The organism is Polyangiaceae bacterium (assembly GCA_020633235.1).
GTDB lineage: Bacteria > Myxococcota_A > Polyangia > Polyangiales > Polyangiaceae > JACKEA01.
In genome coordinates this window covers 274,983-299,081 of the sequence record JACKEA010000005.1, presented here as the reverse complement: position 1 = coordinate 299,081, position 24,099 = coordinate 274,983, and the positions used below count along the sequence as shown (strand labels likewise).

The following is a 24,099-nucleotide window of genomic DNA, read 5'->3' as shown; positions in this document are numbered from 1 at the left end:
GCTCAGGGACGCGGTGCCGCGAGCACGACGTAGCTCTGGGTCGTGCCACCGAGGGGCAGCACGGCGGCCCGCTCGAAGCCCAGCGCCGCGGCCTGGGCCGCTGCGCGAGCGTCCACGGTGCGCTGCATGCGCTCGGGCCACGGCGGCGCCGCCGGCTCGCCCGGAGCCAGCAGCAGCACTACTGCATCGACCTCGCGTGCCCGGACGAAGCCCGCGGGCAGGTGCTTGTCGGTGTGGCTCCCGGAAAGCCGTGCCACCGTCGGGTCCGTCACCCCGGCGAGATCCACGATGCTGGCGCTGGACGCCGCGCCGACCCAGCCGACGTCGAGGGCCGCGATGCGTCGATAGCCGGCCAGCTCCGGGCGCGCCGCCTCGATCAGCGCGCGACGGTGCGCGCCCACGGCGGCAGCGCTGGGCCCGATGTAGATCGCGATCAGCGCGCAGGGAACCAGCGCCGCCCCCACGCGCACCGCCGTCGCCCAAGGCCTCGCCGCTCGCGCCAACACGACGCCGATCCACACCAAGCTCGGCAGCACCGGTGTGGCCAAGCGATAGAGCGGCATCCAGTCGCCGCCCGCGAGCAGCAGGGATACGAAGTGCACGCCCGCGGCCAGCAGCATCACGCGCTCTCGAAGCGGGAGCTGCCGCGGCCGCGCGATCACGAGCAGCGGCGGTCCCGTCAGCAGCACGGCGCCCAGGGCGTAGCGCAGCCCGTGAGCCAGGTCGCTGGGCTTGGCCAGGGCCGAGAGCGGGAACGTGGCGCCGAAGAGCGACGCGCGCGCGCAGACGACCAGCGCGACCGGCACCAGCAGCAGGGCGGCGTGGCCGGCCATGCGCCGGGGCGCACCCCAGGCGAGACCGACGCGAAGCACGAGAGCCCAGGGCAAGAGCTCCGGGCGCCACGCCGCCGCGACGCCGGCGCACAGCGCAGCGAAGCTGCCGGAACCGAGCGCCAGCGTCGCGAGCAGGAGCACGATCCCGGTCTCCATCCCGGACGAGGCCCAGGCCGCCAGGGGCGTACAGGCGCCGAGCAGCGCCAGCGGCGCGAAGCGAAGGCGCGCGCCCCCGAGGCGCGCGGTAGCGCCACCCAGGATCGCTACCGCGGCGAGCCAACATCCTGCTCCCAACCCTTTGGCGGCCGAGAGGGTCGAAAGGACGCCGGCGCGGGCGAAGGGGGCGAGCACCCAGGCATAGCCGAAGGGGGTCACGGCATCGACCACGGGCCCTCCGGAGCTCATTCGATAGCCGACGCCGATGGCCAAGTGGTGTGCGACGCGAGCGCTGATCAACGCGTCGTCCACGGTGAATCCCGCCAGCCACAGCAATGAGGGCAGCGCGATGGCGACGGCGCCGAGGGCGCCGAGGGCCATGGACTTGGCCGACCCGACCCGGCTGGCGGAGGGGCGCCGTTGCTCTCGAGCCGCCATCCTCGAGAGCGCCTAGCTGGCTGTACGGCTGCTGTCCACAACTCGGCGATCGCGACGGAAAAGTTCTGTCTGGTCGCGAGGATTTCTACGATTACTCGCGTCGAATGTCAGCGATTCACGTCGTGGTTCGTCCCCCGAGCGGAGGGGACTCACACCCCAGCCCCAAAACCCTTCGAGGTCTGCTGGACGTCGTGGTGGATGGGGTCAATCTCACCGCCCGCATCGGCGATGGCCAAGCGCTGCCCTTGCTCGCCGAGCTCGGACACGCGGTGGCCCTCCTCGACTGCGGGAAGAAAGGCCGCACCACGCTTCAGAGCTACGTGGACGACGAGGTGTGGGAGCTGGGCCTCGAGGCCGACGGCGAGGACGTCTTGATCAGCGTGTATCGCTCGGCGCCCTCCCCGGAGGTCGCCGTCCACGAGCGGCGCGTCGAGCTCGCCGCCTTGGCCGGAGCCGTGGCTCACGCCCTGGACGACGCCCTCGCGGGTCCGCAGAACGTCACCGTGCGCGCGCCCCTGGAAGCTGCGCGGCAGGCGCTCTCCCTGGGCGTACGGGGCGAGCGCGGTCGTGCCCTTCGCCAACACGTGGAGGTCCATCCCCGGCCGGTGCGGGGCTTCGGCCTGTGGGCGAACGTCGAGCTGCGCAAGGACTCGAACGCCGCTCTGGTGGATCACCAAGTGGAGCGCGCCGATCTGCACGCGCTCCTCGCCCGCGGCGAGGCCGGCATCCGCGTGCGGGGGCGCAGCGGCTCCTTGGGAGCCGTGCACGTGGTGCTGCTCGCCGAGCGGCTGATGGCCTTGGCGGACGACGTGGTCGACGCATGGCAGTGCGGGCGGGCCACGTTCCGACGGGTGGAGCTGTCGGGAGTGCGCATCGGCGTGCAGCGGGGAACGGGCGAAGCGCCGATGGCGCTGGCCATCTCGCTGCCGGAGCCGGGACGCCGCCTCACCTTCCCCGGTATCGATCCCATCGCCTTCGTGCAGATGGTGGCGCGCTTCGCCCGCTCCATCGGCGAGAGCGTGACCAGCTTGGATCCCAGCCAAGCGAAGAACCTCCGGCTCCGGTCCCTGATGACTTCGGCGCGGGCGCTGAGTGATCGCGCCGAGGATCTGGTCGCGGACGACAGCGTGCAGAACCACGAGCCCGAGAGCTACCGCTCCTTCTCCGCGCCCCCGCGCAGGAGCGAGAGCAAGGGGCGCTGGGAGCACGGCGGCAAGATGCGCTTCATGCCGCGCTGGGTGGCCACGGTGCCCAACATCGATCTGCGTGCCACCTTCCTGTGCGGTGACCGGCTGATCGTGGGCTCCGAGCGGGAGACGGCGTGCATCCAACGCACCAGCGGCACCCTGCTCTGGCGCAAGGGCACCAGCCGCGCGGCGGCGGTGGCAACCCCCGCCGGGCTCGCGCGGCTGCATGCCGACGGCCTGGTGTCGATGCACGACCTGGATACCGGCGAGGTGCGCTTCTCCAATCGCCTGGAGCCCCGCTCCGGCGGCGGCGCCAGCGGCGCCGTGGTCCACACGCCGGGCCTACCGAAGCTCCTGATCGTGGCGGAGGGCGATCGTCGCATCACCGCCATCGATCTGATCAGCGGCGACGTGCGCTGGCGCCACACGGCGCGGCGCCCCGGGGTGTACCGCATGCGTCGCGCGGGGAAGCTGCTGCTGGTCGGCGGCGGCGACAGCGTGCTGTGGGCGCTGGACGTAGCCACCGGCGAGGTCGTTTGGCGCCTCCGGGGCCGCCTGCCCTTCACCGGGGACGTGTGCATCGACCACGACTCTGCCTTCGCGCTGGCGTCGGCCAGCAGTACCACTCGCCTGTTTCACCTCGATCCCTGGAGCGGGAAGGTCGAGTGGGAGACCGAGCTCGATGAGCGCCCGGTCGTCGGTCAAGCGCCGCTCTTGACCCCGGACGCCGTGGTGGTGCCCGTGCGGGATCGCCGCGGCGGTGGCCTGGCCGCCTTCTGCAAGGACACCGGCGAGCCGCTCTGGCAGCACGCGCCGGGGCTCACCTCGCCCACCGTGGCATGGCTGTCGGTGGATGGCTCCGTGGTGGGTAACAGCTCCGCCGGCACGCTCTTGTGTGTCGACTCGAAGGATGGCGGCATTCGCTACAGCCACGTGTTCCCGCGACACGTGGACGCCGACCAACCGCGTCGCCTCGAGCCCGTGCTGCGCAGCGGCGCGCTGTTCGTACCGCAACACCAGGTGCACGTGGTGCGACCTCGGGACGGCGAGATCCTGGGCACCGTACCCACGGATCTGATCCCCGATCTCTTGCGCGTGGACGAGCGCTGCGACGTGTACGTCGCCGAGGAGAGCGGACACGTGGCCGCCTTCGGCGCGGCGGCGCGGCTGACGCTGGTGCGTTAGCCGCTGTGGGCTTCGCCGCCGTCCACGAACAAGACATTGCCGTTCAGCCAGTAAGTGCACGGCTGGGCTAGCGCCGCCAGGGCGCAGGCGACGTCCTGGGGAGTCGTGAGGCGGTGGGACGGGTTCTTGCGCACCGCCACCTGCACCATGGCGTCGTTGTCGGGGATCTTCTTGAGCGCCGGCGTGTCCGTCACGCCCGCACACACGGCATTGGCGGTGATGCCCTGGGGTCCGAGCTCCAGTGCCAACTGGCGAATGTGCGACTCGAGCGCGCTCTTCGCCGCACTGACCGCTCCGTATCCCTTCCACACGTTGGTGGAGCCGGTGCTGGTCATCGCGAAGATACGTCCCTGATTGCTGAGCAGCTGCCGGCGCAGCGTGTCCTGGACCCAGTACACGAGGCTGTGCGCCATCACGTCCAGGGTCATGTCCATCTGCTTTTGGCTGACGCCGTCTTCGTCCACGAACGGCTTCAGCGTTCCGAAGGCGAGCGAGTGCATGAGCACGCGAACCTTTTCGTCCTTACCCCGCTCATCGAAGCGACGCCGCACGTCGTCGAGCACTTCCGCGCGCTTGGCCGCGTCCGCGGCGTTCACGTTGTAGAACCACGCCTCGCGACCGAGCGCCTTCACCTCACTCGTGATCCGTTCGACGTTCTTCAACGTCGCCCGACGATCGAGATGCACGCCGATGACGTTCATGCCGGCACGCGCGAGGGTGATGGCCGTGGCCTCACCGAAGCCGCTGGACGCGCCCAGAATCAGAGCCCACCCGTCGAGGGCGGGCAGCGGGGTCTCCTGCTCTGTCATGACCGAGTGCCTGTGTACTACAGGCTCTGCTCGCTGGAAGATGGCTTCGACCCTGCCGGGAGTGGTTTTTTCTCGACCGGCGCCGGGGGCAAGCTGCGGCCGAGCTCTTCCGCCTTGGTGCGAATGAAACGTGCCACCTCGCGCATGGGCACCTCGGTCGGGCAGATCTGCTCCTTTTCCCCCAGCACCTCGTCGCTGACGAACGCGAGCTCGAGAGCCGCCGCTTGGAAGTCCGGCATACTGCGAGAGGCCGCCACCATGATCGACATGATCCCTCGATAGCGACCGCTGGAGGCGGCGATCCGGGGCCCTTCGCCCCGATCGCACAGACCGCAGGCGATACAACGGCCGAAGGAGCCGAGGCGGTCACGCTCCTCGCGACTCACCGGCGGCAGGCGATCTTCGTCGTAGTTCGCACGAAAGGCGCCGATTCCGCGCCGCCCTCGACCAAAGAGGAGCTTGATGAAGGTGCGAAGCAGAGCGAGGGCAAGCAGCCAGATGGCTTTGAGCCGGGCGGGCACGGCCGCGACGTTATCATGACGCAGCGCCCCATCCGAAACCTGGGGAGCTGACCTCGTTTCGGGGCGTAGAACTCCCAATGGACCGTCACGCTGTTACGCTCGAGGGTGACGCTGTTACGGTGGGTTACGGTCCGTAAGTAGCTGAAAGCACTTATCAAAGAGCTGGCACGCCGCGTGCTCTAGGGCCCGGCATGCTCACGAACACGACGCTCCCTCGCCCCTCCTACCCCGCCCCGACGCTGCAGGCGCCGATCGCTGCGCCCGAGGTGTGGGACGAGCAGACGCTGCTCGAGGGAATGCTCGCCGACGACGAGCGGTCCTGGCGCCAGTTCAACGCCCAGTACGCTCGCCTCATCTATCGCTGCATCACGCGGGTCACGGCCCGTTTCGCGGCGGTGGTGGGCCACGACGACGTTCGCGAAATCTACGCCATGCTGTGCATGCAGCTGCTGGCCAATGACAAGAAGAAGCTGCGAAGCTTCGAGCCGGGGCGCGGCAACAAGCTGGGAAGCTGGATCGGCATGCTCGCCATCCACTCCGCCTACGACTACCTCCGCGGCCTCAAGCGTGAGCCCAAGCGCACGTGCATCACCGAGGCCGAGACGCTTTCTTCCGACTTGCCGGACCCCTACGACAACTACGTGATGCGGCAGCGCGCCGGCATCGTGGCGGAGCTTTTCGAGAGCTTCAGTGACAAGGATCAGGAGTTCATCGCCCTGTACTACGGCCAGGGCCTCGAGCCGGAGGAGGTCGCCGAGCGGATGGGGATCAGCGTGAAGACGGTCTACAGCAAGAAACACAAGATCCGGAGCCGCCTGGAGTCCCTGCTGGCGGACCGTAAGCTGGCGGCGTAACTCGGATTTCACAATCGCCCCTGCGCCTTCCCGGGCCGGCTGTGCTAGACCGAAGCCGCTGTGCGCGGCTCCCCCCTATTGCTCCTCCTGCTCGTAGGCTGCAGTGACGGCGACCTGGGCGATCTCGCCCGGATACCGCCCGTGAAGGGCGACGTGCGCGGCACCGGCGCGCGGCTGTCCGACCTCAACGATCCGTCGAAGCCACAACCCACCGAGGGCGCCGAGGTCAACGTCACCGGCGTCACCGTGGTGGCAGTAGACGAGTACGACGAGACCAACAACGGCTCGAGCATCGGCAACCTGTACGTTCAGGATCTGCCCATCGACGGTCAGGTGCCTCCCTACGGCGGCATCACGCTGTTCGACACCAGCTTCAACCCGCCCGCTCTGCGCGTGGCCGCAGGGGACGTGGTGGACGTGCGCGGCGGTTACTCGGAGTTCGCGGGTCCCTCGAGCAGCCCCTTCGCCGAAGGGGAGACCTTGCCCGAGCTGGTCGGCGGAACCGTGCGGTTGCGTTTCGAAGGCTCGATACCAGAGCCCGTCACCATCCCTCTTTCCGATCTCTCCAGCTACGACACTGGCCGTAAGTGGCTCGGAATCCTGGTGCGCGTGGAGAACGTGAAGGCGCAGTCGGACGGCTACAAGTCCAGCTCCGGGCGCTTTTCCGTCCGTCTCGAGGTCGCCGGAGTGGCGGACAACAAGCTGCCCACCATCAACAACGCCTTGATGGACGTGGAAGGCACCCAGGTCCCGTTCACCACGGGTACGGAGTACGCGTCCGTCGTCGGCGTGGTGCAGTTCTTCTACAACTTCAGCATCAGCCCGCGGACCGCCGAGGACATCACTCCGCTCTGATGCTTCGCGCCGCACACCAGCGCGCGGCTGTCGTCGTCGCGGTTTTCGGCATATCCGCTTGCCAAGCGCTGGGCGTCGGCAACTCCCCCGCAAAGCCCGGCGTTGCGCCGCCCCCGGGCGCCGCGCATCCGCGCCTCGAGGTGCGGGAGGCGGAGCGCCGTCCGCCCATCGCCCGGGTCGACCGCCAAGGTGATCCCTTCCCCGCCGTGGCAGTGGCCATCGCTCACGATGGCGGCTCGGCGCTCTCCACCGGCCTCGCTGCCCTGCTCGAGAAGCGACTCTCGGCGGCGGGCTTCCCGGACGTGATGGCGCGCCCCCACGAGCTCGGCTTCCAGCTCAGCACCCTGGTGGACAGTCCCGCCGCCGCCGGGCGCTTCGTGCAGGCCGCGGCCCGCGCCCTCGCCACCCCCGTGAGCGCGAACGAGGCTGGGGTGGCGGAGGCGAAGAAGCGTCTCGCTGCGCTGAAGGCGCGGACCTGGTCGAGCCCGGCCGAAGCCGCCGTCGCCCACTGCACCGGCGAGCTCGGCGTCGCCCCCGGAGCAGCGGTCCCCGAAGCGGCCCCCACCACCCTCGACGGTTGGCGACGGCAGGTGGACTCACACCAGAGCGTTGCATTCGCCGTGCTCGGCCCCCGCGCGGTTCTCGACGCGGCGACGGACGCGTTGGCGGGCACTCCAGAGTGGCCGGATCAGAGCCCACCAAACGATCCCTGGCCCAGCGCCGACGCCGCTGGCGCGACCGCCCTCGATCCCAGCACTCAGCGACTCTCTCTTGCCCTGCGCGTGGCCGACGCGCCCAAGGCACTGGCCACGGCCCGGGCCCTGGGGGAGCGCTCCGCGGTGCTCTCGGCCCGCCTTCAGACCCTGGATCCGAGCTGGCACCTCGAGCGCATCGTGGCGACCACCCGACCTCGGGGCGCTTGCTTGCGGCTGGACGCGCGGGTCGACGGCAAGAATGCCGACGTCCGCTCCGCCGACGTGGCTCACGTCGCGCTGCTGCTGCGGCAAGAGGCGGAGCGCACGCTTCAGCACGCGAAGGCGGATTGGTGGGCGGTGGAAGATGGCGTGCTGCGAGCCGCCGATCCACGAGAAGCCACGTCCGTTGCGGCTTGGCGGGCGCTCAGCGGGCGCCAGAGCGGCGCGGCGACGCGCAGCGCCCTCAGTTACGTGGGGCGGATGCGGGGCCGAGACCTGCCGGCGGCGCTGGCCGCGGCGCAGCACGAAAGCGCGCAGCATTTTCTGGAGGAGCGCACTCGTGTGGAGCCTGGCCAGGGAGAGATGTGGGTGCTGCTCGCGAGCCCCTGCGGGACTGCCGGCGAGACGAACGAGGACGCCGGCCTGGCGGCCTTGATGCTGCACACCTTGGCCCTTCGCCGGCCGACGGTGCGGGACGTGGTCATCGAGCCGTGGACCAGCAGCGACGGCGTGGGCCTCTTGGCGCATGCGCCGCGCTCGAGCCCGAACGAAACGTCCACGGAGCTCGCCCGCAGGATCGCGGATGCGTTGGGGCGGACCTTCGCGGCCACCCGCTTGGCAACGCCGCAGGTGGCGGAGGCGCGCACGGAGCTCCTGGAACGCGTGGGTCCGGGTCCGCGTCCCGGATTCTGGCTCACGGTGGACTCCGTGGTGCCGGGACACCCCGGTTGGCTCGAGCCCCACGGCACCTTCGCGTCCCTCTCGGCAATCCAGAGCCACGAAGTGGAGTCGGCCCGGCGGACGCTGTTGGCCGGTCCCCTGCGCATGGCCGTCATCGCCAACTCGGATCCCAATCAGGTCGAGACGGCGCGGGCACGCCTCGAAGAGTGGCTTCGGCCGCTGCGTGGCCAAGCGATGTCCTGTCCCAAGCACGCCGCGGTGATCGCAAAGCGCGGAGAGCTCACGCTGCAGACCGCGGACGAGAGCGGCGAGGCCCTCGGCTACGTCGCGCTGGCGCTGCCTGCGGGGCGGCGCGTCAGCCGCGAGGCGGAAATCCTCACTTACCTCTTGAATCGACCGGGCGGTTACCTCGACCAGGCGATCGGCAGCGCCGGACTCGGCTCGGCGCGGGCGGAGCTCTTGGGCGGGCGTCGCGCGCAAGGACTCATCATCGAGGTGCATGCCTTCCCGGACCGCGGCGACGACGCCGTCGCCCAGGTGCGCGCGTTGCTCGGTCGTCTCGCTCGCGGCGCCGTGAGCCAGAAGGATCTCGACCTCGCCGAGCGCGAGCTTTCCCGAGCACGCCTGGGAGCCACCCTCGACCCACGACAGCGCGTGGTGGACCTGTGGCTCGGAGGCGAGCAGTCGCCTGCGACGCTCGCTACGCTGCGCCGCTACCTCGCGACGGCGCTGCGTCCGGAGGCGCAGATCGTGGTTCGCGTGACGCCGCGCGAGTGACCCTTTGCCGCCCCTTCGCGCCGTGGTAGCTCGCCCTCGATGTCGAGTCGCCAGTCCGTTCTGATCCTCGATTACGGCTCGCAATACACTCAGCTCATCGCGCGTCGCATCCGCGAGTGCCACGTGTACTGCGAGATCCAGCCCGGAACTCTGTCGCTCGACGAGATCCGAGCCCACGAGCCCAACGCCATCGTGCTCTCGGGGGGCCCCGACAGCGTCTACGGCGAGCACTCGCCGAAGAGCGACCCCGGTGTGTTCGAGCTGGGCGTGCCGGTGCTCGGCATCTGCTACGGCGAGCAGCTGATGGCGCACCAGTTGGGGGGCAAGGTGGAGCCGTCGAACGAGCGGGAGTACGGGCCGGCGAAGCTTCGGGTGAAGGAGCCCGTGGGCATTCTGGCGCCCTTCAGCAGCGGCGAGCAGCTCGGGGTGTGGATGAGCCATGGAGATCGCCTGGCGTCGCTGCCGCCGGGCTTTCGCTCCATCGCGGAGAGCGACAACGCTCCGCTGGCCGCCATCGCCGACCTGGACCGCAAGCTGTTCGGCATCCAATTTCACCCCGAGGTCGCCCACACCCCGCGGGGGGTGGAGCTGCTGCGCGCGTTCTTGTTCGAGGTGGCAGGGCTCGAGCCCTCGTGGACGCCGGGCTCCTTCGTTCACGACGCCATCGCCGCCATCGAGACTCAGGTCGGCCCCACGTCACGGGCCATCTGTGGGCTCTCCGGCGGCGTGGATTCGTCGGTGGCGGCAGTGCTCTGCCACCGCGCGCTGGGAGACCGCTTGGTGTGCATCTTCGTGGACAACGGCCTGCTCCGTGCGGCCGAGCGCGAGAGCGTGGAGCACACCATGCGCGAGAGCTTCCACCTGAACCTGATCGTGGTGGACGCCCGCAAGCGCTTCTTGGACGCCCTGGCCGGCGTCTCGGATCCCGAGCAGAAGCGCAAGATCATCGGCCGCGTGTTCATCGAGGTATTCGAGGAGCACGCCGCACAGGTCGAGAACGCCGAGTTCTTGGTGCAGGGCACCTTGTACCCGGACGTGATCGAGAGCGTCAGCGTGAAGGGGCCGAGCGCGGTGATCAAGAGCCACCACAACGTGGGCGGCCTGCCCGAGCGCATGAAGCTCAAGCTGGTGGAGCCGCTGCGAGAGCTGTTCAAGGACGAGGTCCGTCAGGCGGGGGACGCCCTGGGCATGCCCCACGACGTGCTCTGGCGACAGCCGTTTCCAGGGCCGGGGTTGGCGGTGCGCTGCTTGGGTGAGCTCACGGAAGCGCGCCTCGACGTGCTGCGCAAGGCAGACGCCATCGTGGACGAGGAGATCCGCGCGGCGGGCCTGTACGAGTCTTTGTGGCAATCCTTCGCCGTGCTGCTCCCGGTGCGCAGTGTGGGCGTGATGGGGGACGACCGCACCTACGAGGAAACCTGCGTCGTGCGCGCGGTCCACTCCAGCGACGGCATGACCGCGGACTGGGCGCGCCTGCCTCACGAAGTGCTGGCGACCATCAGCGCGCGGGTGATCAACGAGGTCAAGGGCGTCAACCGCGTGGTGTACGACATCAGTAGCAAGCCGCCCGCGACGATAGAATGGGAGTGATGCGCCGCCGCGCCGCCGTCACGCTGCTGTCCCTGCTGTCGATCGTCGCCTGCGACTCCGGCGTGGGTCGCGCGGCGGTCAGCCTCTCCCTCGAGCGGCGAGCCAAGAGCCCCGCCGACGCTTCCGTCTACATCGACGAGGAGTACGTCGGCCCGCTGGGCTACGTGGCCGCTCGCGGCGTTCGCCTTCCCGTCGGCGAACATCGAATCACGGTGACCCGCGACGGCTTCTTCCCCTGGGATCGGCTGGTGGAGGCGGATCGGGAACCGATTCGCCTGAACGTCGAGCTGACGCCCGTGCCCGACTGAGACTACGATCGACCCATGGCGCGTCTGAGCCGCCGAGCCCTGCTGGGAGTCGGAGCCAGCTTCACTGCCGGGCTGGTCGTCGGTGGACGTCTGGGTGCGCCTCAGGCCTTCGCGCCGGGGCCACCCCGGGCGGTGGACGGTGACGCCAAGGACCTCGTGCTGCGGGCCCTCGAGGGGCTGGACCCGGCGAAGGTGTGGGACACGCACGTGCACGTGGTGGGCATCGGCACCGGCAACAGCGGCTGTTGGGTGAACCCCAAGATGCGGAGCGCGGTCCACCCGGTGCGGCAGTTCGAGTTCGACGTCTACCTGGCCGCTTCCGGGGTGTCGGACATGAGCCGTGTGGACGAGGAATACATCGAACGCCTCCTGACGCTCTCGCGTCTGGCCAACCCCCAAGGAAAAATCGTCTGCCTGCCGTTCGACATCGCGGTCCGAGAAGATGGCAGCGAAGACTGGGATCAGACCGAGGTGTACACGCCCAACGAGTACGTCGCCGAGCTCGGAAAGAAACACGCGAACGTGGTGCCGGGCGCGTCCATACACCCGTATCGGAAGGACGCGGTGGAGCGCCTGGACAAGGCCGTCGAGGCCGGCGCCCGGGTCGTGAAGTGGCTGCCCAACTCCATGGGCATGGACCCGGCTTCCCCCAAGTGCGATGCCTTCTACGAGCGCTTGGCGACATTGGACGTCCCGCTCTTGTGTCACACCGGAGAAGAGCAGGCGGTGCAGTCCGACGAGTGGCAGGAGCTCGGGAATCCGCTGCGTCTGCGCCGCGCTCTCGAAAAAGGGGTGCGCGTGGTGGCGGCGCACTGCGCCAGCCTGGGCAGCGTGCGAGACCTGGACGACCCCATGGATCGCAGCATTTCCGCCTTCGATGCATTGCTGCGCATGCTGAACGATCGGCGCTGGGAGAAGAACCTGTTCGCGGACATCTCCGCCATGACGCAGGTGCAGCGCGCCGGCCGCCCGCTGCGCGACATGCTCATCGCGAAGCACCTGCACCCACGGCTGCTGTACGGCTCGGACTACCCGCTGCCGGCCATCGATCCGCTCGTGAGCACGCGGCTGCTCGAAGGGGACGGCTACATCACGGGAGCGGATCGCGCGCTGCTCAATCGGATCTACGCCCAGAATCCGTTGCTCTTCGACTTCGTCCTCAAGCGCCGCTTGAGCGTGGAGCACATGAACGCCAGCTACGCCTTCGAGCCCAAGGTGTTCGAAACCGCGTGGCTCTACGACCGCCCGAGCGCGGAGGGCTGATGAGTCCCCTCGCCTGGCTCGTCCTGATCATCAAGGGTCAGGTGGGCCTGCTCACGCTGGCAATGGGCGTGCTGTGGCTCGCACGGCGCAAGGCCGGAGCGTGGGACATCAAGGACTGGCTGGTGTTCTTCGGCGCCAGCATCTCGGTGGTGGCGGACTTCGTGGCGGTGGCGGATCTCGAGGCGCATTACATCGACACCGTCGGCAGCGCCGGGACGGGCGTCTTGGCGCGGAAATGGATTGTCGAGGGAGACGACTCCACCACCTTCAAGGTCGCCGTGCAGTTCCGCGGCTGGGAGGACGACTACAGCGTAGGCGAGGGCTTCTGGGACTCGATGACGCCGCCAAAGAACGTCCCGGTGATGTACGACCCGGAGTACCCGTCGGACTTCGTTCCCAAGTTCCGGGTGGAAGCGGCGTGGGATCCGCTGCTGGTCGGAGGTTTGCTGGCCGCCGCGGCGGTGCTCGAGCTGGCCGTCTTCGGCTGGGTCGGTGTTCGGGCGGTGGAGCGCTTCCGCGGCTACTCCACGTAGGGCAGCCACACGCTGACCGCCCCGCGGTGGACGTGGGCACGGGCGCGAGTGCCGTCGAAACCGTCGAGCTCGACGCTGCCGAGCCACATGAGCTCCGCGGATGGCAGCACGCGACCGTTTTTTGGGGCTGGTCCGCGCCACACCGCGCACAGCAAACGCCGATCTTCCGCGTCCCAAGCGACCTGCGCGCTATCGGCGGTGGCGCCCGGCACGTCGAAGCACACCCGTACGCCCGCGCGCTCGCGGTCGACGCGAACCGCGGCGCTCCCGGCGCCTTCACGGCGCCGCGCCAGCCAGCGGGCCGACGACAGCTCGACGGGCACGGGGCGACCTGGGCTCTGGCGCTGGTCTCGAAGCCAGCGGAGGACGTCGGCAGTAATGCTCATCTCGGTCGGGGAACATCAGAGCCCGCTCGGATATTTCCGGGATCCTCTGGCGAAATGCCTAGTTCCGACGTAAAGAGTCGGCCCCCGCGGGGTGTACCTCAACCTGGTAGAGGGCCGGCTTTGGGTGCCGGCTGTTGTGGGTTCAAATCCCACCACCCCGACCGCGTTTTCCGACGGATCCGGTCGTGTCGCCGGTCCTGTGCAATGATCCCGCCGTGCGAGCTCCACGGCCGACGACTCCGTGCCTGATGCAGGATGTGGCGCGTTGCACGGCTCCGCAGGAAGCCGCGCCGTGCATGGAGCAGGCAAGCTGGGAACGGGCAATGGCCCTGGAGCTGGACGCCTTCGACGAGATCGTGGAGCAGCGCTCCCAGACCGAAGATCTCGAGCGCGTGCTCTCCGAGGCGTTCGACCGTCTGGAGAACCAGGAGCTCTTGGCTCACGCCTGGCTGCTCTGGGGTCGGCTGAAGTCGATGCACGGTAACATCGCCGAAGCCCGCGACAGCTTCGAGATGGCATTGGTGATCGCCGAGGAGGCGGGCCTCGAGCGTCTGGCCATCGAAGCCCAGGCGCGGGCCAACAGCTCGCGGGCCCACCTCGGCGACGAAGTGAAGCTCGAGCTGCACGACGTCGACGACCCCAAGCTGCAGGCCGACCTGTTGGTGTCCGAAGCGTCGCTGCGCTACGCCGCAGGGCGGCCCCACGAGGCGCTCAGTGTGTCGTTGCGAGCGGAGAAGCTCTATGCCGCCGCTGACAACCTTCATGGACTGGTCACCGCCAAAACGGGGACGGCGCTCTGCTACTTCGAGTTCGGACGCTACGAAGATGCCGCGCGCAGCGTGGAGGAAGCGGATCGCCTCTCGGATGGCCGCTTCGAGCACCTGTTCGCGTACCGCCGCGTGACGCTGGCACGGACGCTTCACGCCCAAGGCGAGACCCGCGCCGCCGCGGACGCGTACCGCGAAGGACGGGAGCTCTACCACCGCCTCGGCAACGCCCTGATGGCCGGCTACACGGACATGTGGGAGGGGGAGAGCGCGCTCGCCGAGCGCCGCTTCACCGAAGCCATCGCGCTGTTCGAGAGCGCCGGCGCCGCGTTCGAAAGCGCAAAGAACCGCGAGGCCGAAGCGCTGGCCACGGCAGCGCGGGCTCTCGCACACCAGATGGACGGCCAGAGCGCGACGGCCCAGGTGCTCGCTTCTCGTGTCGATCGCGGGGCTTGCGACCATCCCGCGGCAATTGCCGTGATCGACGTGCGACGAGCACAGCTGTCGGGGGATCAGGGTTTGTTGGAATCGGCGCGGGCACGCCTGGGGCCGGACGGCCGTCTGCTCGCGGAAACGTCCGAGCCCTACCGCTTGGCGCTGAACCTCCTGGAGCAGGCAACTCCGGCGGCCACGCCTTCCACGCCTCCCATCTTGATCGGCCCGGGCTTCGAGTGGGTCCGGAGCGATGGGCAGCTGCATCCCGTGCCCAATGGCCACAAGGTCCGCACCTTGCTCTCCGTCGTGTTCGAGGAGCGCCAGCGAAACCCGGGCGCTTGGGTACCCATCGAAACGTTGTACGAGAAGCTGTGGGCGGGCGAGCGGATGCGGCCGGCGTCCCGTACCAACCGTCTGAACGTGATGATCTCGCGCCTGAGGCGCCTGGGCCTCGGCAAGCGCCTGGAGCGGTCTCCCGAAGGACTGCGCCTGGACCCGTCCATCGGTTTCGTCATCGGCGGTTGACGCAAACGTCATGGGCGAGTGAAGCGCGGTGGACAGCCGAGTCCACCGGCGGCATCGTGACCCCGCTATGCCCAGTGGACGTCCGAAGGTTCTTGGTGTCGTGCTGGCCGGGGGAGAAGGCCGCCGCCTCGCTCCCCTCACCCGTGACCGGGCCAAGCCCGCGGTTCCCTTCGGAGGAACCTATCGCTTGGTGGACTTCGCGCTGTCGAACTTGGTGAACGGCGGCGTGCTGCGCGTGGCGGTGCTCACGCAGTACAAGAGCCACAGCCTCGACAAGCACATCGCGCAAACGTGGCGAATGAGCCCGCTGTTCGGCAACTACGTGATGAGCGTTCCGGCGCAGATGCGCCTCGGCAAGCGCTGGTTCGAAGGCTCCGCGGACGCCATCTATCAAAACCTGAATCTCATCGCCGAAGAAGCGCCGGACTACATCTGCGTGTTCGGTGCCGACCACATCTACCGCATGGACCCCGGGCAGATGATCGACGCGCACATCGCCTCCGGGGCGGGCGTGACGGTGGCCGGGATCCGCGTGCCTCGGGAACAGGCCAATCGCTTCGGCGTGATCGAGCCGGATCCGGGGAGCAAGCGCATCCGGCGCTTCGTCGAGAAGCCCGCGGAGGCCGCCGGCCTGTCGGACTCGCCGGACGAGGTGTTCGCGTCCATGGGCAACTACGTGTTCACGGCGGACGCGCTGGTGAACGCCGTCGTGGAGGATGCCAAGCGCGAGGACAGCCGCCACGACATGGGCGGCGACATCATCACGCACCTGGTGGAACGCCAGGAGGCGGGAGTCTACGACTTCAACGCCAACGCCGTGCCCGGCTCCACGGAACGCGATCGCGGCTACTGGCGCGACGTGGGCACCCTGGACGCCTATTTCGAAGCGCAGATGGATCTCATCAGCGTGCACCCCATCTTCAACCTGTACAACGCGGAGTGGCCCATCCACACCTGGTACGGCTCTCTGCCCCCCGCCAAATTCGTGTTCGACGACGACGGCCGCCGCGGCGTGGCGCTCGACTCGATCGTGGCGCCAGGGGTGATCGTGGCCGGCGGCTCCGTGCGGCGTTGCATCGTCTCCCCGGGTGTACGGGTAGAGAGCGGTGCGCGCGTCGAGAGCTCGGTACTGATGAATGACGTGACCATCGGCGAAGGCGCGGTGGTGATGCGCACCATCATCGACAAGGGTGTCCACGTGCCCGCCGGCGCCAAGATCGGCGTCGACCCGGAACACGACCGCGCCCGCGGCTTCGTGCTCTCGGACGACGGCGTGGTGGTGATCGGCAAGCACGACAGGGTCGTCGCGTGACGCGCGTCGCGCTGGTCAGCCGGGAGTACCCGCCGGAGGTGTACGGTGGCGCCGGGGTGCACGTGGAGTACCTGTCCAGGGAGCTGGAGAAGCTGGTGGATCTCTCGGTGCACTGCTTTGGCCAGCCCCGCGAAACGGCCACCGCCCACGGCAGCTGGGAAGCGCTCTCGGGCTCCGCGCCGCACTTGGCGGCGCTTCGCACGATGAGCACGGATCTCGCCATCGCCGCCGCCGTGGAGGGCGCGGACTTGGTCCACAGCCACACCTGGTACGCCAACTTCGCGGGCCACTTGGCGAAGCTCTTGTATGGCATCCCCCACGTGATGACGACCCACAGCTTAGAGCCGCTGCGGCCCTGGAAAGCGGAACAGCTCGGCGGTGGCTATCAACTCTCGAGCTTCTGCGAGCGCACGGCCATCGAGAGTGCCGACGCCATCATCGCCGTGTCCCGCGGCATGCGAGACGACATCTTGCGCGCGTATCCCGCGGTCGACGCGAAGCGGGTCACGGTGATCCCCAACGGTATCGACCTGGACGAGTACCGCCGCTCCAACGAACGCGACGTCCTCGAGCGTCACGGCATCGATGACTCCCGGCCCTACGCCGTGTTCGTCGGTCGCATCACGCGGCAGAAGGGCGTCGTGCACCTGCTCGAGGCCGCCGCCGAGCTGGACGAAGGCCTGGGCTTGGTGCTGTGCGCGGGCGAGCCCGACACGCCGGAGATTGCCGCCGAGGTGCGCGCCAACGTAGAAACGCTGCGCCGCTCGCGGAGCGCTGTGGTGTGGATCGAAGAGATGCTCCCGCGTCCCGCGGTCATCCAAATCCTGAGCCACGCCCGCGTGTTCGTGTGCCCCAGCGTGTACGAGCCCTTTGGCATCGTGAACCTGGAGGCCATGGCCTGCGGCATTCCGGTGGTGGCGTCCGCCGTGGGCGGCATTCCGGAGATCGTGCTTCACGAGCAAACCGGCCTGCTCGTCCCACTGGAGCTCGGAAGCGACTCTCCTCCGGCACCGCGGCACCGCGCACAGTTTGCGCGAGGGCTCGCAGACGCCGTGAATCGCCTGGCGCGGGACGCGCAGCTCTCGCGCAAGCTGGGTGCTGCAGGCCGCGCTCGGGTGGAGGCCCACTACGCCTGGAGCGCCGTGGGCCGTAGCACGGCGGAGCTCTACCAACGGCTTCTCGACGACACACCGAACCTTCGGGCATGATCCGCGATCAAGGTGGCGAAGAGCGACCCGGACTTCATCGAGCCCCGTGACGACGCCCTCGATCCGGAGGAGCGCACGGCGGTCGTCAATCTCTCGGATCTCGGGCGCTCGTCGATCCCGGCAGGTCCGAACCGTCACATCCTGGTGCGCATGGACTCCACCCACGTGGGGCGCGTCTTGACGCTGGAGCAGGAGGAGTACCGGCTGGGCCGGCATCCAACCTGCACCGTGGTGTTCGCGGACGACGGCGTGAGCCGGCGCCACGCGCGGATCGTCCGGGATGGAGACGGCTACCTGCTCGAAGATCTCGGCAGCGCCAACGGCACCTTCGTGGCGGGAGAGCGGGTGGAGCGGCACCGGCTGGCGGACGGCGACGTGTTCCAGCTCGGGCCCAACGTGATGTTCCGCTACACGTTCACCGACGCGAGCCAAGAGCGGATGCTCAACAAGCTGTACGAGGCCAGCGTGCGGGACGCGCTCACCGGGGCGTACAACCGGGAGCACTTCGAAGAGCGCTTGAAGATGGAGGTGGCGTATGCCACGCGCCATCACACGTTGGTGGCCCTCGTCATGTTCGATCTCGATCACTTCAAGAAGGTCAACGACAGCTTCGGCCACCCCACCGGCGACCGGGTCTTGATCGACGTCGCCGCGCGCGTCGCCCAGGGGCTGCGCACGGAAGACGTCTTCTGCCGCTATGGCGGCGAGGAATTCGCCATCATCTTGCGCGGCATCGACTTGGAGGGCGCCCGCGCGGTGGCCGAACGCGTGCGGGAGCGGGTGGCGGCCACGCCCGTCCAGCACGGTGACACCCTGGTCTCGGTGACCCTCTCCGCGGGCTGCGCCGCCCTCGCCTGCTGCGAGAAGCCGACCACGGTCACGCTGGTGGCGATCGCGGATCGGCGGCTCTACCAGGCCAAACGCGGCGGCCGCAATCGCGTCGTGGCTCAGGGCTGACTGAGCGGTCCTTCGGCTTTCGGGCCCCAAACGTCGAGGCGACGAAGGTCGTCCCACACCTGGGCCGGTGACGTGTAGCGGTACTGCTCCGTCCGGCGCAGCATCACGCTGATGATCCCGCCCAGCGCGGTACCCAGCGCTTCCGCCTTGGCGCGGGGAAGCCCCAAGCGGATCTGCTCCACGATGCCGTCGTAGCCGACGGAAAAGTCGAGCGCGGACTGCCCGGTGTGCATCTCGTACATCAAGAGACCGAGCTGATACAGATCGCTCTGCTTGGTGGTGTAGCCACCGGCCAGCACCTCCGGGGCCATGATGCGATGATGAACGATCTGCGGGCGCACGGCGTACTGGCCGTACATCTCTTGGGCGATGCCGAGGTCGCTCAGCTTGCAGATGATCTTGTCGCCCTGAACGATGAGCACGTTGCCGGCGTGTAGATCGTTGTGGACGATCTCGTTGTCCGCCAAGTACTGGATCGCGAACAAGAGCTGGCGCATCACCTCCACCACCAGGCGGTCCGTGAAGGCCCGCCCCATCATCTTCTCCAGCGTGTGGTCGCAGCGCTCGAGCACCAGATAGAAGAGACCGCCGCTCTCGAAGTAGTCGAACACGTAGACGATGTTCGGGTGCCGCAGGCGGTAGAGGCGGCCCGCCTCCGTGAGCCACTCCGCCCGCACCTCCTGGTAGGGTCGGTTCTGGGGCTGGAACACCTTGAGGGCAAAGGATTGGTCGAAGGGCCCCACGCAGTCGAACACGGCGCCGTAGGCGCCATCCCCGATCAAATTGCCCAGCAAGTAGCTGAATCCGCGCGCCGAACGGACCACTCCCCCACTCACGGGGAAGCCCAGGGAGCCGTTCGAGTGCTGGGTCACGACCAGGTATCCTACGGGCTCGCTTGCGCGAACGCCCAGGTTTCGCTAATAGCTCGCTCCCCATGTCGAATCGAGCCATTTGGAACGTTCGCCAGCGCCACGAGTGGCTGGCCAAGCCCACCAAGACCAAGCGCCTCAAGCGCCGCAAGCGCCTCCGCATCGGGCTCGAGCAGGCCCTCGAGCGCAAGCGCGCCCAAGAAGAGAAGCGCGAACAGGCCGCGGGCTGAGGTTCAGGTGCCCGAGAGCACGTCGCTCTCGGGCCACCCGGCAGCCCACGACATCGTACGCGTGGAACGGGCGAAGCCCAGGCGACCGCGTTGGTCCGCCAGGATGATGCCGCCCGTGGAACCGACGCGTTCTGCAAGGTTTTCGATCACGGAGCGCGCCGCAGCCTCCGGTGTCGCGCCGGTGCGCAGCGCCGCGATGGCCTCGGCGCACAGGGCGACGCGCAGGATGCCCTCGCCGTGCCCCGTCGCGCTCGCCGCGCCGCCGCGGTCGTCCGCATAGGTCCCGGCGCCCAGCACCGGGCTGTCGCCAATGCGCCCGGGGCGCTTGCCGCTGGTGCCCCCGGTGCTGGTGGCCGCGGCGACGTGGCCCTGCGCATCTCGCACCACGGCGCCGACGGTGCCCCCCGCCCAGCTGTGCGCTTTCCCGGACAGAATGGCCGCCGCCAGCTTGTCGCGCGCCGCCTGCGTGATCATGCGCTCGGGATCCGCCGGCGAGAAACCGGCGTGCTCGGCGAAGCGCCGCGCGCCGTCGGCGGCGTACAGCACGTGCTCGCCCTCTTCGAGGACGGCGCGGGCGATGGCGATCGGATTTTCGAACGCCGGCAAGGCGCACACCGCGCCGGCCGCTAGGGACGCGCCGTCCATGATGGCCGCGTCGAGCTCCAGCGTGTGCTCCGTCGTGAGGCACGCGCCGGTGCCGGCGTTGAAGCACGGATCGTCTTCCAGCACGCGGACGGCCCGCTCCGCTGCGTCGAGGGCGCGGCCGCCGTCACGCAAGATGGCGATGGCGGCCTCCACGGCGCGGGCGCAGCCCGCGGCGTGGACGGCCTCGCGATGCGGCGGAATGTCGCCCGCGCCGCCGTGCACGAGCACGCTCCACGCGCTTCCCCCACCGGCCCAGCTCGACGTGACGCTCACACCTGCCTCCATTTGCGATGACCGTAGAGTGCCGCGACGAGCAGCGGCAGCGCGCCGAACATCGACGCCCACACCGGGACGACCCCCGCCGCGACGGCGTGCAAGAGCACGATCACCGCGAGCAGGGTGAGCCCGCCGGAGAGCGCGCGGCCCGCGCGACCGAGCCGCGCCGCGAGCCACGGCGGTCCCAGGGCCGCGAGGGGTCCGATGCACAGGGCTGCCGCGACGCCGCCGGAGACGCCGGCCACCTCCGGCACCTGCTGCGCGACGCCCAGCGCGATGCTGCCATCGCCGCTCACCGTGATGCCGTGCGCGACGTCGACCAGAGCGCCCGCCTGGACGACCCACGACGCCGGCCGGGACACCGCCGGGAACAGCGAGGACGCATCCGCGACGGGGGAAAGCACCAACGCCGTGGCCGCGATGCCCAGACAAAAAGAAGCCGCAAAGGCCCCGAGCAAGGCCCGGGGCGGCGACACCCCCAGCGCTTCGAGGGCGAGCAGCTCGCCGCGGCTCCGGGCTTGAACGATCACGAGCTCCGCCGCGATCAACGCCAGCGCCGGAGTGAAGGCACACAGCCGTGCGACGCGCATGGCGGTGGTGCTGCCCGCTTCGTCGGTGATCACCACGACGCCGGTGGTGACCGCCACCAACGCGACGGTGAGGCCCACCGTGCGCAGCGACAGCGATCGATCGAAAGGGCTCACGACGCGAGATATTTGCCCGAAACCGCCGGAGCCCGCTAGCCAAGCAGCATGGCTCGTCGTCCCCTCGCCCTCGCGGTCCTGGCCCTGCTCTCCGTCGCCTGCGGCGATTTGAACGGTAAGGACGCCAAGGTGCCCGGCGAGCCCCTCGGCAAGTTCCACGTGGTAGGGACCATGGACTCGAGCACCTGCGGCCCCGGCGCCCTGGGATCCTCGGACGTGTGGGAGTTCGACGTGAAGCTCTCTCGGGATGGCAACGACCTGTATGGTTGAACGGGCAAGAGCCCATCTACGGACGCATCGCCGCGGACGGCGTGACCTTCGCCTTCGATACGCGGGTGGCGGTGCCTACCGTGGATCCCAGCCCGGGCTACCCCGGCTGCGTCGTCGTGCGCACCGACACCGCCAGCGGCAAGCTCGACAGCGCCACCGGCGAGGTGACGCAATTTGCGGGGCTCTTGCGCTTTGGCTACACGGCGCAAGCCGGCGGTGACTGCACGCCGGTCGTGGGCGTGGAAGGCGGATTTTCCGCTCTGCCCTGCGAGATGGGCTACGACCTGGCGGCGACCCGCACCGAAGCGCCCTGACGCGCGTCCCACGCGATTTCGCAAGTCATCGACATGATTATTCATTTCGATGAAATGCGGAGGTTTGTTTGGCGCGCCCCGAGTCTGCGTGATAGCTCTGAACCAACGTGCAGGCCGGACTTCAGATCCCGGACTCAGCCGGCGGGGAGGTCACCCCGCACCTGCACTGGACCGAAGGCCCTCTGGCCTTCGAACCGAGGAAACGCCCTGAACGGAGGCGCGCGATGCGAGCGCGTTCCGCTCTCGCGGGACCTGCCGAGGGCGTCCGGCCCAGCCGGAGGAGGTGGATCGACATGCCGAATCACATGACCCCAATCCCGGAGGGTTTCTCGACCTGATCGACGATCGGTCCGCCCCTTTCCGGGAAGACTGGGGCAACCGTGGGCCGGGTGGCGAGAGCCGCTCGGCCCGCGCTTTTTTTGTGCTCTTGGCTACATCGAAGCGCCGCTGTGGATTAGCCTCCGCCGGTCGACATGATGGATCACGCTCTTTTGCTTGGCGCGTCGCTGGCGTCGAACTTCCACGCCGCGGCCGACTTCTTTTGGGACAACCAGATCTTCCGAAACGACACCTGGACGCGGCTGATGAACGGCCTGCGCATCGCCCTCACCTTGGGCGGCGCGCTGCTCCTCATCTACGAGCTCCGGGCCCGGAAGATGGGCGAGAAGATCCCGCTCAAGACCCGCCGTCGCATCGCCATCGGCATGAGCGTGATCGCCTTCGGGGCGTACTTCGACTTCTTCAACCCCAACGTCCGCTACCCGGAGTACTACCACCGGCACGAGTTCTTCCATTACTACCTGGGCTCGAAGTACTTCGAGGAGCTCGAGTACGACCGCATCTACGAGTGCACCGCAGCGGCGGAGATCGACCTCGGCCGCGGCTCTCAGGTCATGCGCCGCGATCTCCGCGATCTGCGCGTGAACCTGATCAAGAAGAACACGGACCCGGACGTCCAGCGTCACATCGAGGAGTGCAAGCCGCGCTTCACTCCGGAGCGTTGGGCCGCGTTCAAGAAGGACGTGGACTGGTTCTACTCGGTATCCCGAGGCGGATACTGGGAAAACATGCAGAAGGACCACGGGTACAACCCGCCGCCGGTGTGGACCATGGCCGGCAAGTTCTTCTCCAGCTTCGGCAGTGCGGGGGACCACTTCTTCAAAGTGCTGTCGGGCATCGACATCGTGCTGCACATCGGTGTGGTGCTGCTCATGTTCTGGGCCTTTGGCTGGCGTGTCGGCGCCATCGCCACGGTGTTCTGGGGGTGTAATGCGCCCGCGAACTTCTACTGGACCGGCGGCGCCTTCATGCGCCAGGACTGGTTCTTCTTCCTGGTGGCGTCCCTCGCCCTGGTGAGAAAGAGAAAGTTCGCCCTGGGCGGCGCCGCCCTCACCTGGTCCGCGCTCCTGCGCGTGTTCCCCATGATCTTCTTCGGCGGGTTCTTCCTGATCATGGGCTTGTGGATCATCAAACGGATCCGCGACAAGCGGCAGGGCAAGTGGCAGCCGGGGGGCTTGCTCACCTGGCTGCACCCGGATCACCGCCGGCTCCTGGCCGGGGCCATCGTGGCCGGTGGCATCTTGGTTCCCGCCAGTATCGCCGTGACCGGACCGAACTCGTACCCAGAGTTCATCGGCCACACCATCAAGGTGCACAACTTCACCCCGCTCACGAACCACATGGGGTTGGAGACCATGTTGGTGCACAACTGGGACGGTCGCATGCGCTTCACGCGCGACGACAACCTGGAAGATCCTTTCCAGGCGTGGAAGCAGGGCCGCCTCGATCGCCACCACAAGCTCCGCTACGTGCACTACGGTATCGTGCTGATCTTGATGGGCTGGATGGCGTGGGCCCTGCGGCGTACCCGCAGCCTGTGGATCGGCATGGCCATGAGCGCGCCCATCGTGATGAGCGTGACCAACCTGACCTGTTACTACTACTCGATGTTCATAGTGTGCGCGGCCCTCGCGAGGGTGCGCCGCGGATTCGGGCCAGTGGTGCTGGTCGCAAGTGGCGCCAGTCAGATCCTGCTGCTCAGCTACTACTGGGTGGACGACAAGTTCACCGCCCAAGCCTGGCTCTTCTTCATCTTCGGCCTGGTGCTGTACTGGGGCTACTCGCGCCCCTTCAGCATGGAGCGCCTCAGCGCTTGGTGGAATGGACGCCCAGAGCCCAAGGGCAAGCACGACGGCGGCCCCCACACCCCCGCTCCCTCCCCCGCGGAATGAGAAGAATGTCGGTGCGCCGCGGAACCTCGCGGCGCGCCGTCTCTCCCCGCCACTGAACCTCGCGAC

The 24,099-nt window shown here is 68.6% G+C and carries 23 protein-coding genes and 1 tRNA gene; 17 read left to right on the top strand and 7 right to left on the bottom strand.

The genetic code is table 11. The features are described from left to right. Positions 1-2 precede the first annotated feature (2 nt). Entirely contained in the window at positions 3-1,427 is a 1,425-nt protein-coding gene (locus H6717_27190; protein ID MCB9580744.1) for a hypothetical protein, read from the bottom strand. Positions 1,428-1,531: 104 nt separating this feature from the next. Here H6717_27190 and H6717_27185 point away from each other — a divergent pair, with 104 nt between their 5' ends. Further along, complete coding sequence (locus tag H6717_27185) at positions 1,532-3,799, top strand: PQQ-like beta-propeller repeat protein (GenBank protein MCB9580743.1); 2,268 nt, start codon at positions 1,532-1,534, stop codon at positions 3,797-3,799. On the opposite strand, the gene H6717_27180 is transcribed toward H6717_27185, so the two are convergent. Both H6717_27180 and H6717_27175 read right to left on the bottom strand, forming a co-directional pair. Further along, a complete protein-coding gene (locus H6717_27180; GenBank protein ID MCB9580742.1) occupies positions 3,796-4,608 on the bottom strand; it encodes an SDR family oxidoreductase in 813 nt (270 codons plus the stop codon). The genes H6717_27185 and H6717_27180 overlap by 4 nt on opposite strands. A 17-nt stretch (positions 4,609-4,625) precedes the next feature. Next, entirely contained in the window at positions 4,626-5,129 is a 504-nt protein-coding gene (locus tag H6717_27175; protein MCB9580741.1) for a hypothetical protein, read from the bottom strand. A 191-nt stretch (positions 5,130-5,320) separates the two neighbouring features. On the opposite strand from H6717_27175, the gene H6717_27170 reads away from it, so the two are divergent. From H6717_27170 to H6717_27140, 7 genes are read left to right on the top strand one after another with little or no spacing between them, the layout of a single operon-like run. Continuing rightward, positions 5,321-5,983 carry a sigma-70 family RNA polymerase sigma factor gene (locus H6717_27170; protein MCB9580740.1) on the top strand — a complete coding sequence of 221 codons (663 nt, stop codon included), beginning with the start codon at positions 5,321-5,323 and terminating at the stop codon, positions 5,981-5,983. A gap of 60 nt (positions 5,984-6,043) precedes the next feature. After that, positions 6,044-6,838 carry a hypothetical protein gene (locus H6717_27165; protein ID MCB9580739.1) on the top strand — a complete coding sequence of 265 codons (795 nt, stop codon included), beginning with the start codon at positions 6,044-6,046 and terminating at the stop codon, positions 6,836-6,838. Next, a complete protein-coding gene (locus H6717_27160) occupies positions 6,838-9,210 on the top strand; it encodes a hypothetical protein (GenBank protein MCB9580738.1) in 2,373 nt (790 codons plus the stop codon). Before H6717_27165 ends, H6717_27160 begins: the two co-directional genes overlap by 1 nt. A 39-nt stretch (positions 9,211-9,249) precedes the next feature. Beyond that, positions 9,250-10,800 (top strand): glutamine-hydrolyzing GMP synthase, encoded by a 1,551-nt coding sequence (guaA, locus tag H6717_27155; protein ID MCB9580737.1) that lies wholly within the window; start codon positions 9,250-9,252, stop codon positions 10,798-10,800. After that, entirely contained in the window at positions 10,791-11,108 is a 318-nt protein-coding gene (locus tag H6717_27150; GenBank protein ID MCB9580736.1) for a PEGA domain-containing protein, read from the top strand. The genes guaA and H6717_27150 overlap by 10 nt, the downstream gene beginning before the upstream one ends. A gap of 15 nt (positions 11,109-11,123) precedes the next feature. Next, complete coding sequence (locus H6717_27145; protein ID MCB9580735.1) at positions 11,124-12,371, top strand: amidohydrolase family protein; 1,248 nt, start codon at positions 11,124-11,126, stop codon at positions 12,369-12,371. Then, complete coding sequence (locus tag H6717_27140) at positions 12,371-12,904, top strand: hypothetical protein (GenBank protein ID MCB9580734.1); 534 nt, start codon at positions 12,371-12,373, stop codon at positions 12,902-12,904. The genes H6717_27145 and H6717_27140 overlap by 1 nt, the downstream gene beginning before the upstream one ends. On the opposite strand, the gene H6717_27135 is transcribed toward H6717_27140, so the two are convergent. Then, entirely contained in the window at positions 12,892-13,290 is a 399-nt protein-coding gene (locus H6717_27135; GenBank protein ID MCB9580733.1) for a hypothetical protein, read from the bottom strand. The genes H6717_27140 and H6717_27135 overlap by 13 nt on opposite strands. Before the next feature lie 87 nt (positions 13,291-13,377). Between H6717_27135 and H6717_27130 the strand changes: the two genes are divergently transcribed. From H6717_27130 to H6717_27110, 5 genes are all read left to right on the top strand, one after another. After that, a tRNA-Pro gene (locus H6717_27130) sits at positions 13,378-13,451 on the top strand. Between the two features lie 162 nt (positions 13,452-13,613). Further along, complete coding sequence (locus H6717_27125; GenBank protein ID MCB9580732.1) at positions 13,614-15,017, top strand: helix-turn-helix domain-containing protein; 1,404 nt, start codon at positions 13,614-13,616, stop codon at positions 15,015-15,017. A 67-nt stretch (positions 15,018-15,084) separates the two neighbouring features. After that, a complete protein-coding gene (gene glgC / locus H6717_27120; GenBank protein ID MCB9580731.1) occupies positions 15,085-16,329 on the top strand; it encodes a glucose-1-phosphate adenylyltransferase in 1,245 nt (414 codons plus the stop codon). Continuing rightward, entirely contained in the window at positions 16,326-17,537 is a 1,212-nt protein-coding gene (gene glgA, locus H6717_27115) for a glycogen synthase (protein ID MCB9580730.1), read from the top strand. The genes glgC and glgA overlap by 4 nt, the downstream gene beginning before the upstream one ends. A gap of 12 nt (positions 17,538-17,549) precedes the next feature. Next, positions 17,550-18,494: a diguanylate cyclase gene (locus tag H6717_27110; protein MCB9580729.1), complete on the top strand. Its 945-nt coding sequence runs from the start codon at positions 17,550-17,552 to the stop codon at positions 18,492-18,494. Here H6717_27110 and H6717_27105 read toward each other — a convergent pair. After that, positions 18,485-19,366: a serine/threonine protein kinase gene (locus H6717_27105; GenBank protein MCB9580728.1), complete on the bottom strand. Its 882-nt coding sequence runs from the start codon at positions 19,364-19,366 to the stop codon at positions 18,485-18,487. The genes H6717_27110 and H6717_27105 overlap by 10 nt on opposite strands. A gap of 62 nt (positions 19,367-19,428) precedes the next feature. On the opposite strand from H6717_27105, the gene H6717_27100 reads away from it, so the two are divergent. Next, positions 19,429-19,593: a hypothetical protein gene (locus H6717_27100; protein ID MCB9580727.1), complete on the top strand. Its 165-nt coding sequence runs from the start codon at positions 19,429-19,431 to the stop codon at positions 19,591-19,593. 3 nt (positions 19,594-19,596) lie between these two features. On the opposite strand, the gene H6717_27095 is transcribed toward H6717_27100, so the two are convergent. Next, positions 19,597-20,523 (bottom strand): isoaspartyl peptidase/L-asparaginase, encoded by a 927-nt coding sequence (locus tag H6717_27095; GenBank protein MCB9580726.1) that lies wholly within the window; start codon positions 20,521-20,523, stop codon positions 19,597-19,599. After that, positions 20,508-21,218, bottom strand: a complete 711-nt coding sequence (locus tag H6717_27090) for a hypothetical protein (protein MCB9580725.1) — start codon at positions 21,216-21,218, stop codon at positions 20,508-20,510. The genes H6717_27095 and H6717_27090 overlap by 16 nt, the downstream gene beginning before the upstream one ends. Before the next feature lie 48 nt (positions 21,219-21,266). On the opposite strand from H6717_27090, the gene H6717_27085 reads away from it, so the two are divergent. The 3 genes from H6717_27085 (at position 21,267) to H6717_27075 (ending at position 24,033) form a co-directional block, all read left to right on the top strand. Continuing rightward, entirely contained in the window at positions 21,267-21,488 is a 222-nt protein-coding gene (locus H6717_27085; protein MCB9580724.1) for a hypothetical protein, read from the top strand. After that, a complete protein-coding gene (locus H6717_27080; protein MCB9580723.1) occupies positions 21,485-21,802 on the top strand; it encodes a hypothetical protein in 318 nt (105 codons plus the stop codon). Before H6717_27085 ends, H6717_27080 begins: the two co-directional genes overlap by 4 nt. 473 nt (positions 21,803-22,275) lie before the next feature. Next, on the top strand, positions 22,276-24,033 hold the full coding sequence (locus H6717_27075; protein ID MCB9580722.1) for a hypothetical protein: 1,758 nt from the start codon (positions 22,276-22,278) through the stop codon (positions 24,031-24,033). The last annotated feature ends 66 nt before the right edge of the window (positions 24,034-24,099 follow it).

Bases quoted from the DNA above. Each gene is read 5' to 3' on its own strand.
- H6717_27190 (MCB9580744.1), bottom strand. From the start codon at position 1,427: ATGGCGGCTCGAGAGCAACGGCGCCCCTCCGCCAGCCGGGTCGGGTCG.
- H6717_27185 (MCB9580743.1), top strand. From the start codon at position 1,532: ATGTCAGCGATTCACGTCGTGGTTCGTCCCCCGAGCGGAGGGGACTCA.
- H6717_27180 (MCB9580742.1), bottom strand. From the start codon at position 4,608: ATGACAGAGCAGGAGACCCCGCTGCCCGCCCTCGACGGGTGGGCTCTG.
- H6717_27170 (MCB9580740.1), top strand. From the start codon at position 5,321: ATGCTCACGAACACGACGCTCCCTCGCCCCTCCTACCCCGCCCCGACG.
- H6717_27160 (MCB9580738.1), top strand. From the start codon at position 6,838: ATGCTTCGCGCCGCACACCAGCGCGCGGCTGTCGTCGTCGCGGTTTTC.
- guaA (MCB9580737.1), top strand. From the start codon at position 9,250: ATGTCGAGTCGCCAGTCCGTTCTGATCCTCGATTACGGCTCGCAATAC.
- H6717_27150 (MCB9580736.1), top strand. From the start codon at position 10,791: ATGGGAGTGATGCGCCGCCGCGCCGCCGTCACGCTGCTGTCCCTGCTG.
- H6717_27145 (MCB9580735.1), top strand. From the start codon at position 11,124: ATGGCGCGTCTGAGCCGCCGAGCCCTGCTGGGAGTCGGAGCCAGCTTC.
- H6717_27140 (MCB9580734.1), top strand. From the start codon at position 12,371: ATGAGTCCCCTCGCCTGGCTCGTCCTGATCATCAAGGGTCAGGTGGGC.
- H6717_27135 (MCB9580733.1), bottom strand. From the start codon at position 13,290: ATGAGCATTACTGCCGACGTCCTCCGCTGGCTTCGAGACCAGCGCCAG.
- H6717_27125 (MCB9580732.1), top strand. From the start codon at position 13,614: ATGGCCCTGGAGCTGGACGCCTTCGACGAGATCGTGGAGCAGCGCTCC.
- glgC (MCB9580731.1), top strand. From the start codon at position 15,085: ATGCCCAGTGGACGTCCGAAGGTTCTTGGTGTCGTGCTGGCCGGGGGA.
- H6717_27100 (MCB9580727.1), top strand. From the start codon at position 19,429: ATGTCGAATCGAGCCATTTGGAACGTTCGCCAGCGCCACGAGTGGCTG.
- H6717_27095 (MCB9580726.1), bottom strand. From the start codon at position 20,523: ATGGAGGCAGGTGTGAGCGTCACGTCGAGCTGGGCCGGTGGGGGAAGC.
- H6717_27085 (MCB9580724.1), top strand. From the start codon at position 21,267: ATGGCTCGTCGTCCCCTCGCCCTCGCGGTCCTGGCCCTGCTCTCCGTC.
- H6717_27075 (MCB9580722.1), top strand. From the start codon at position 22,276: ATGATGGATCACGCTCTTTTGCTTGGCGCGTCGCTGGCGTCGAACTTC.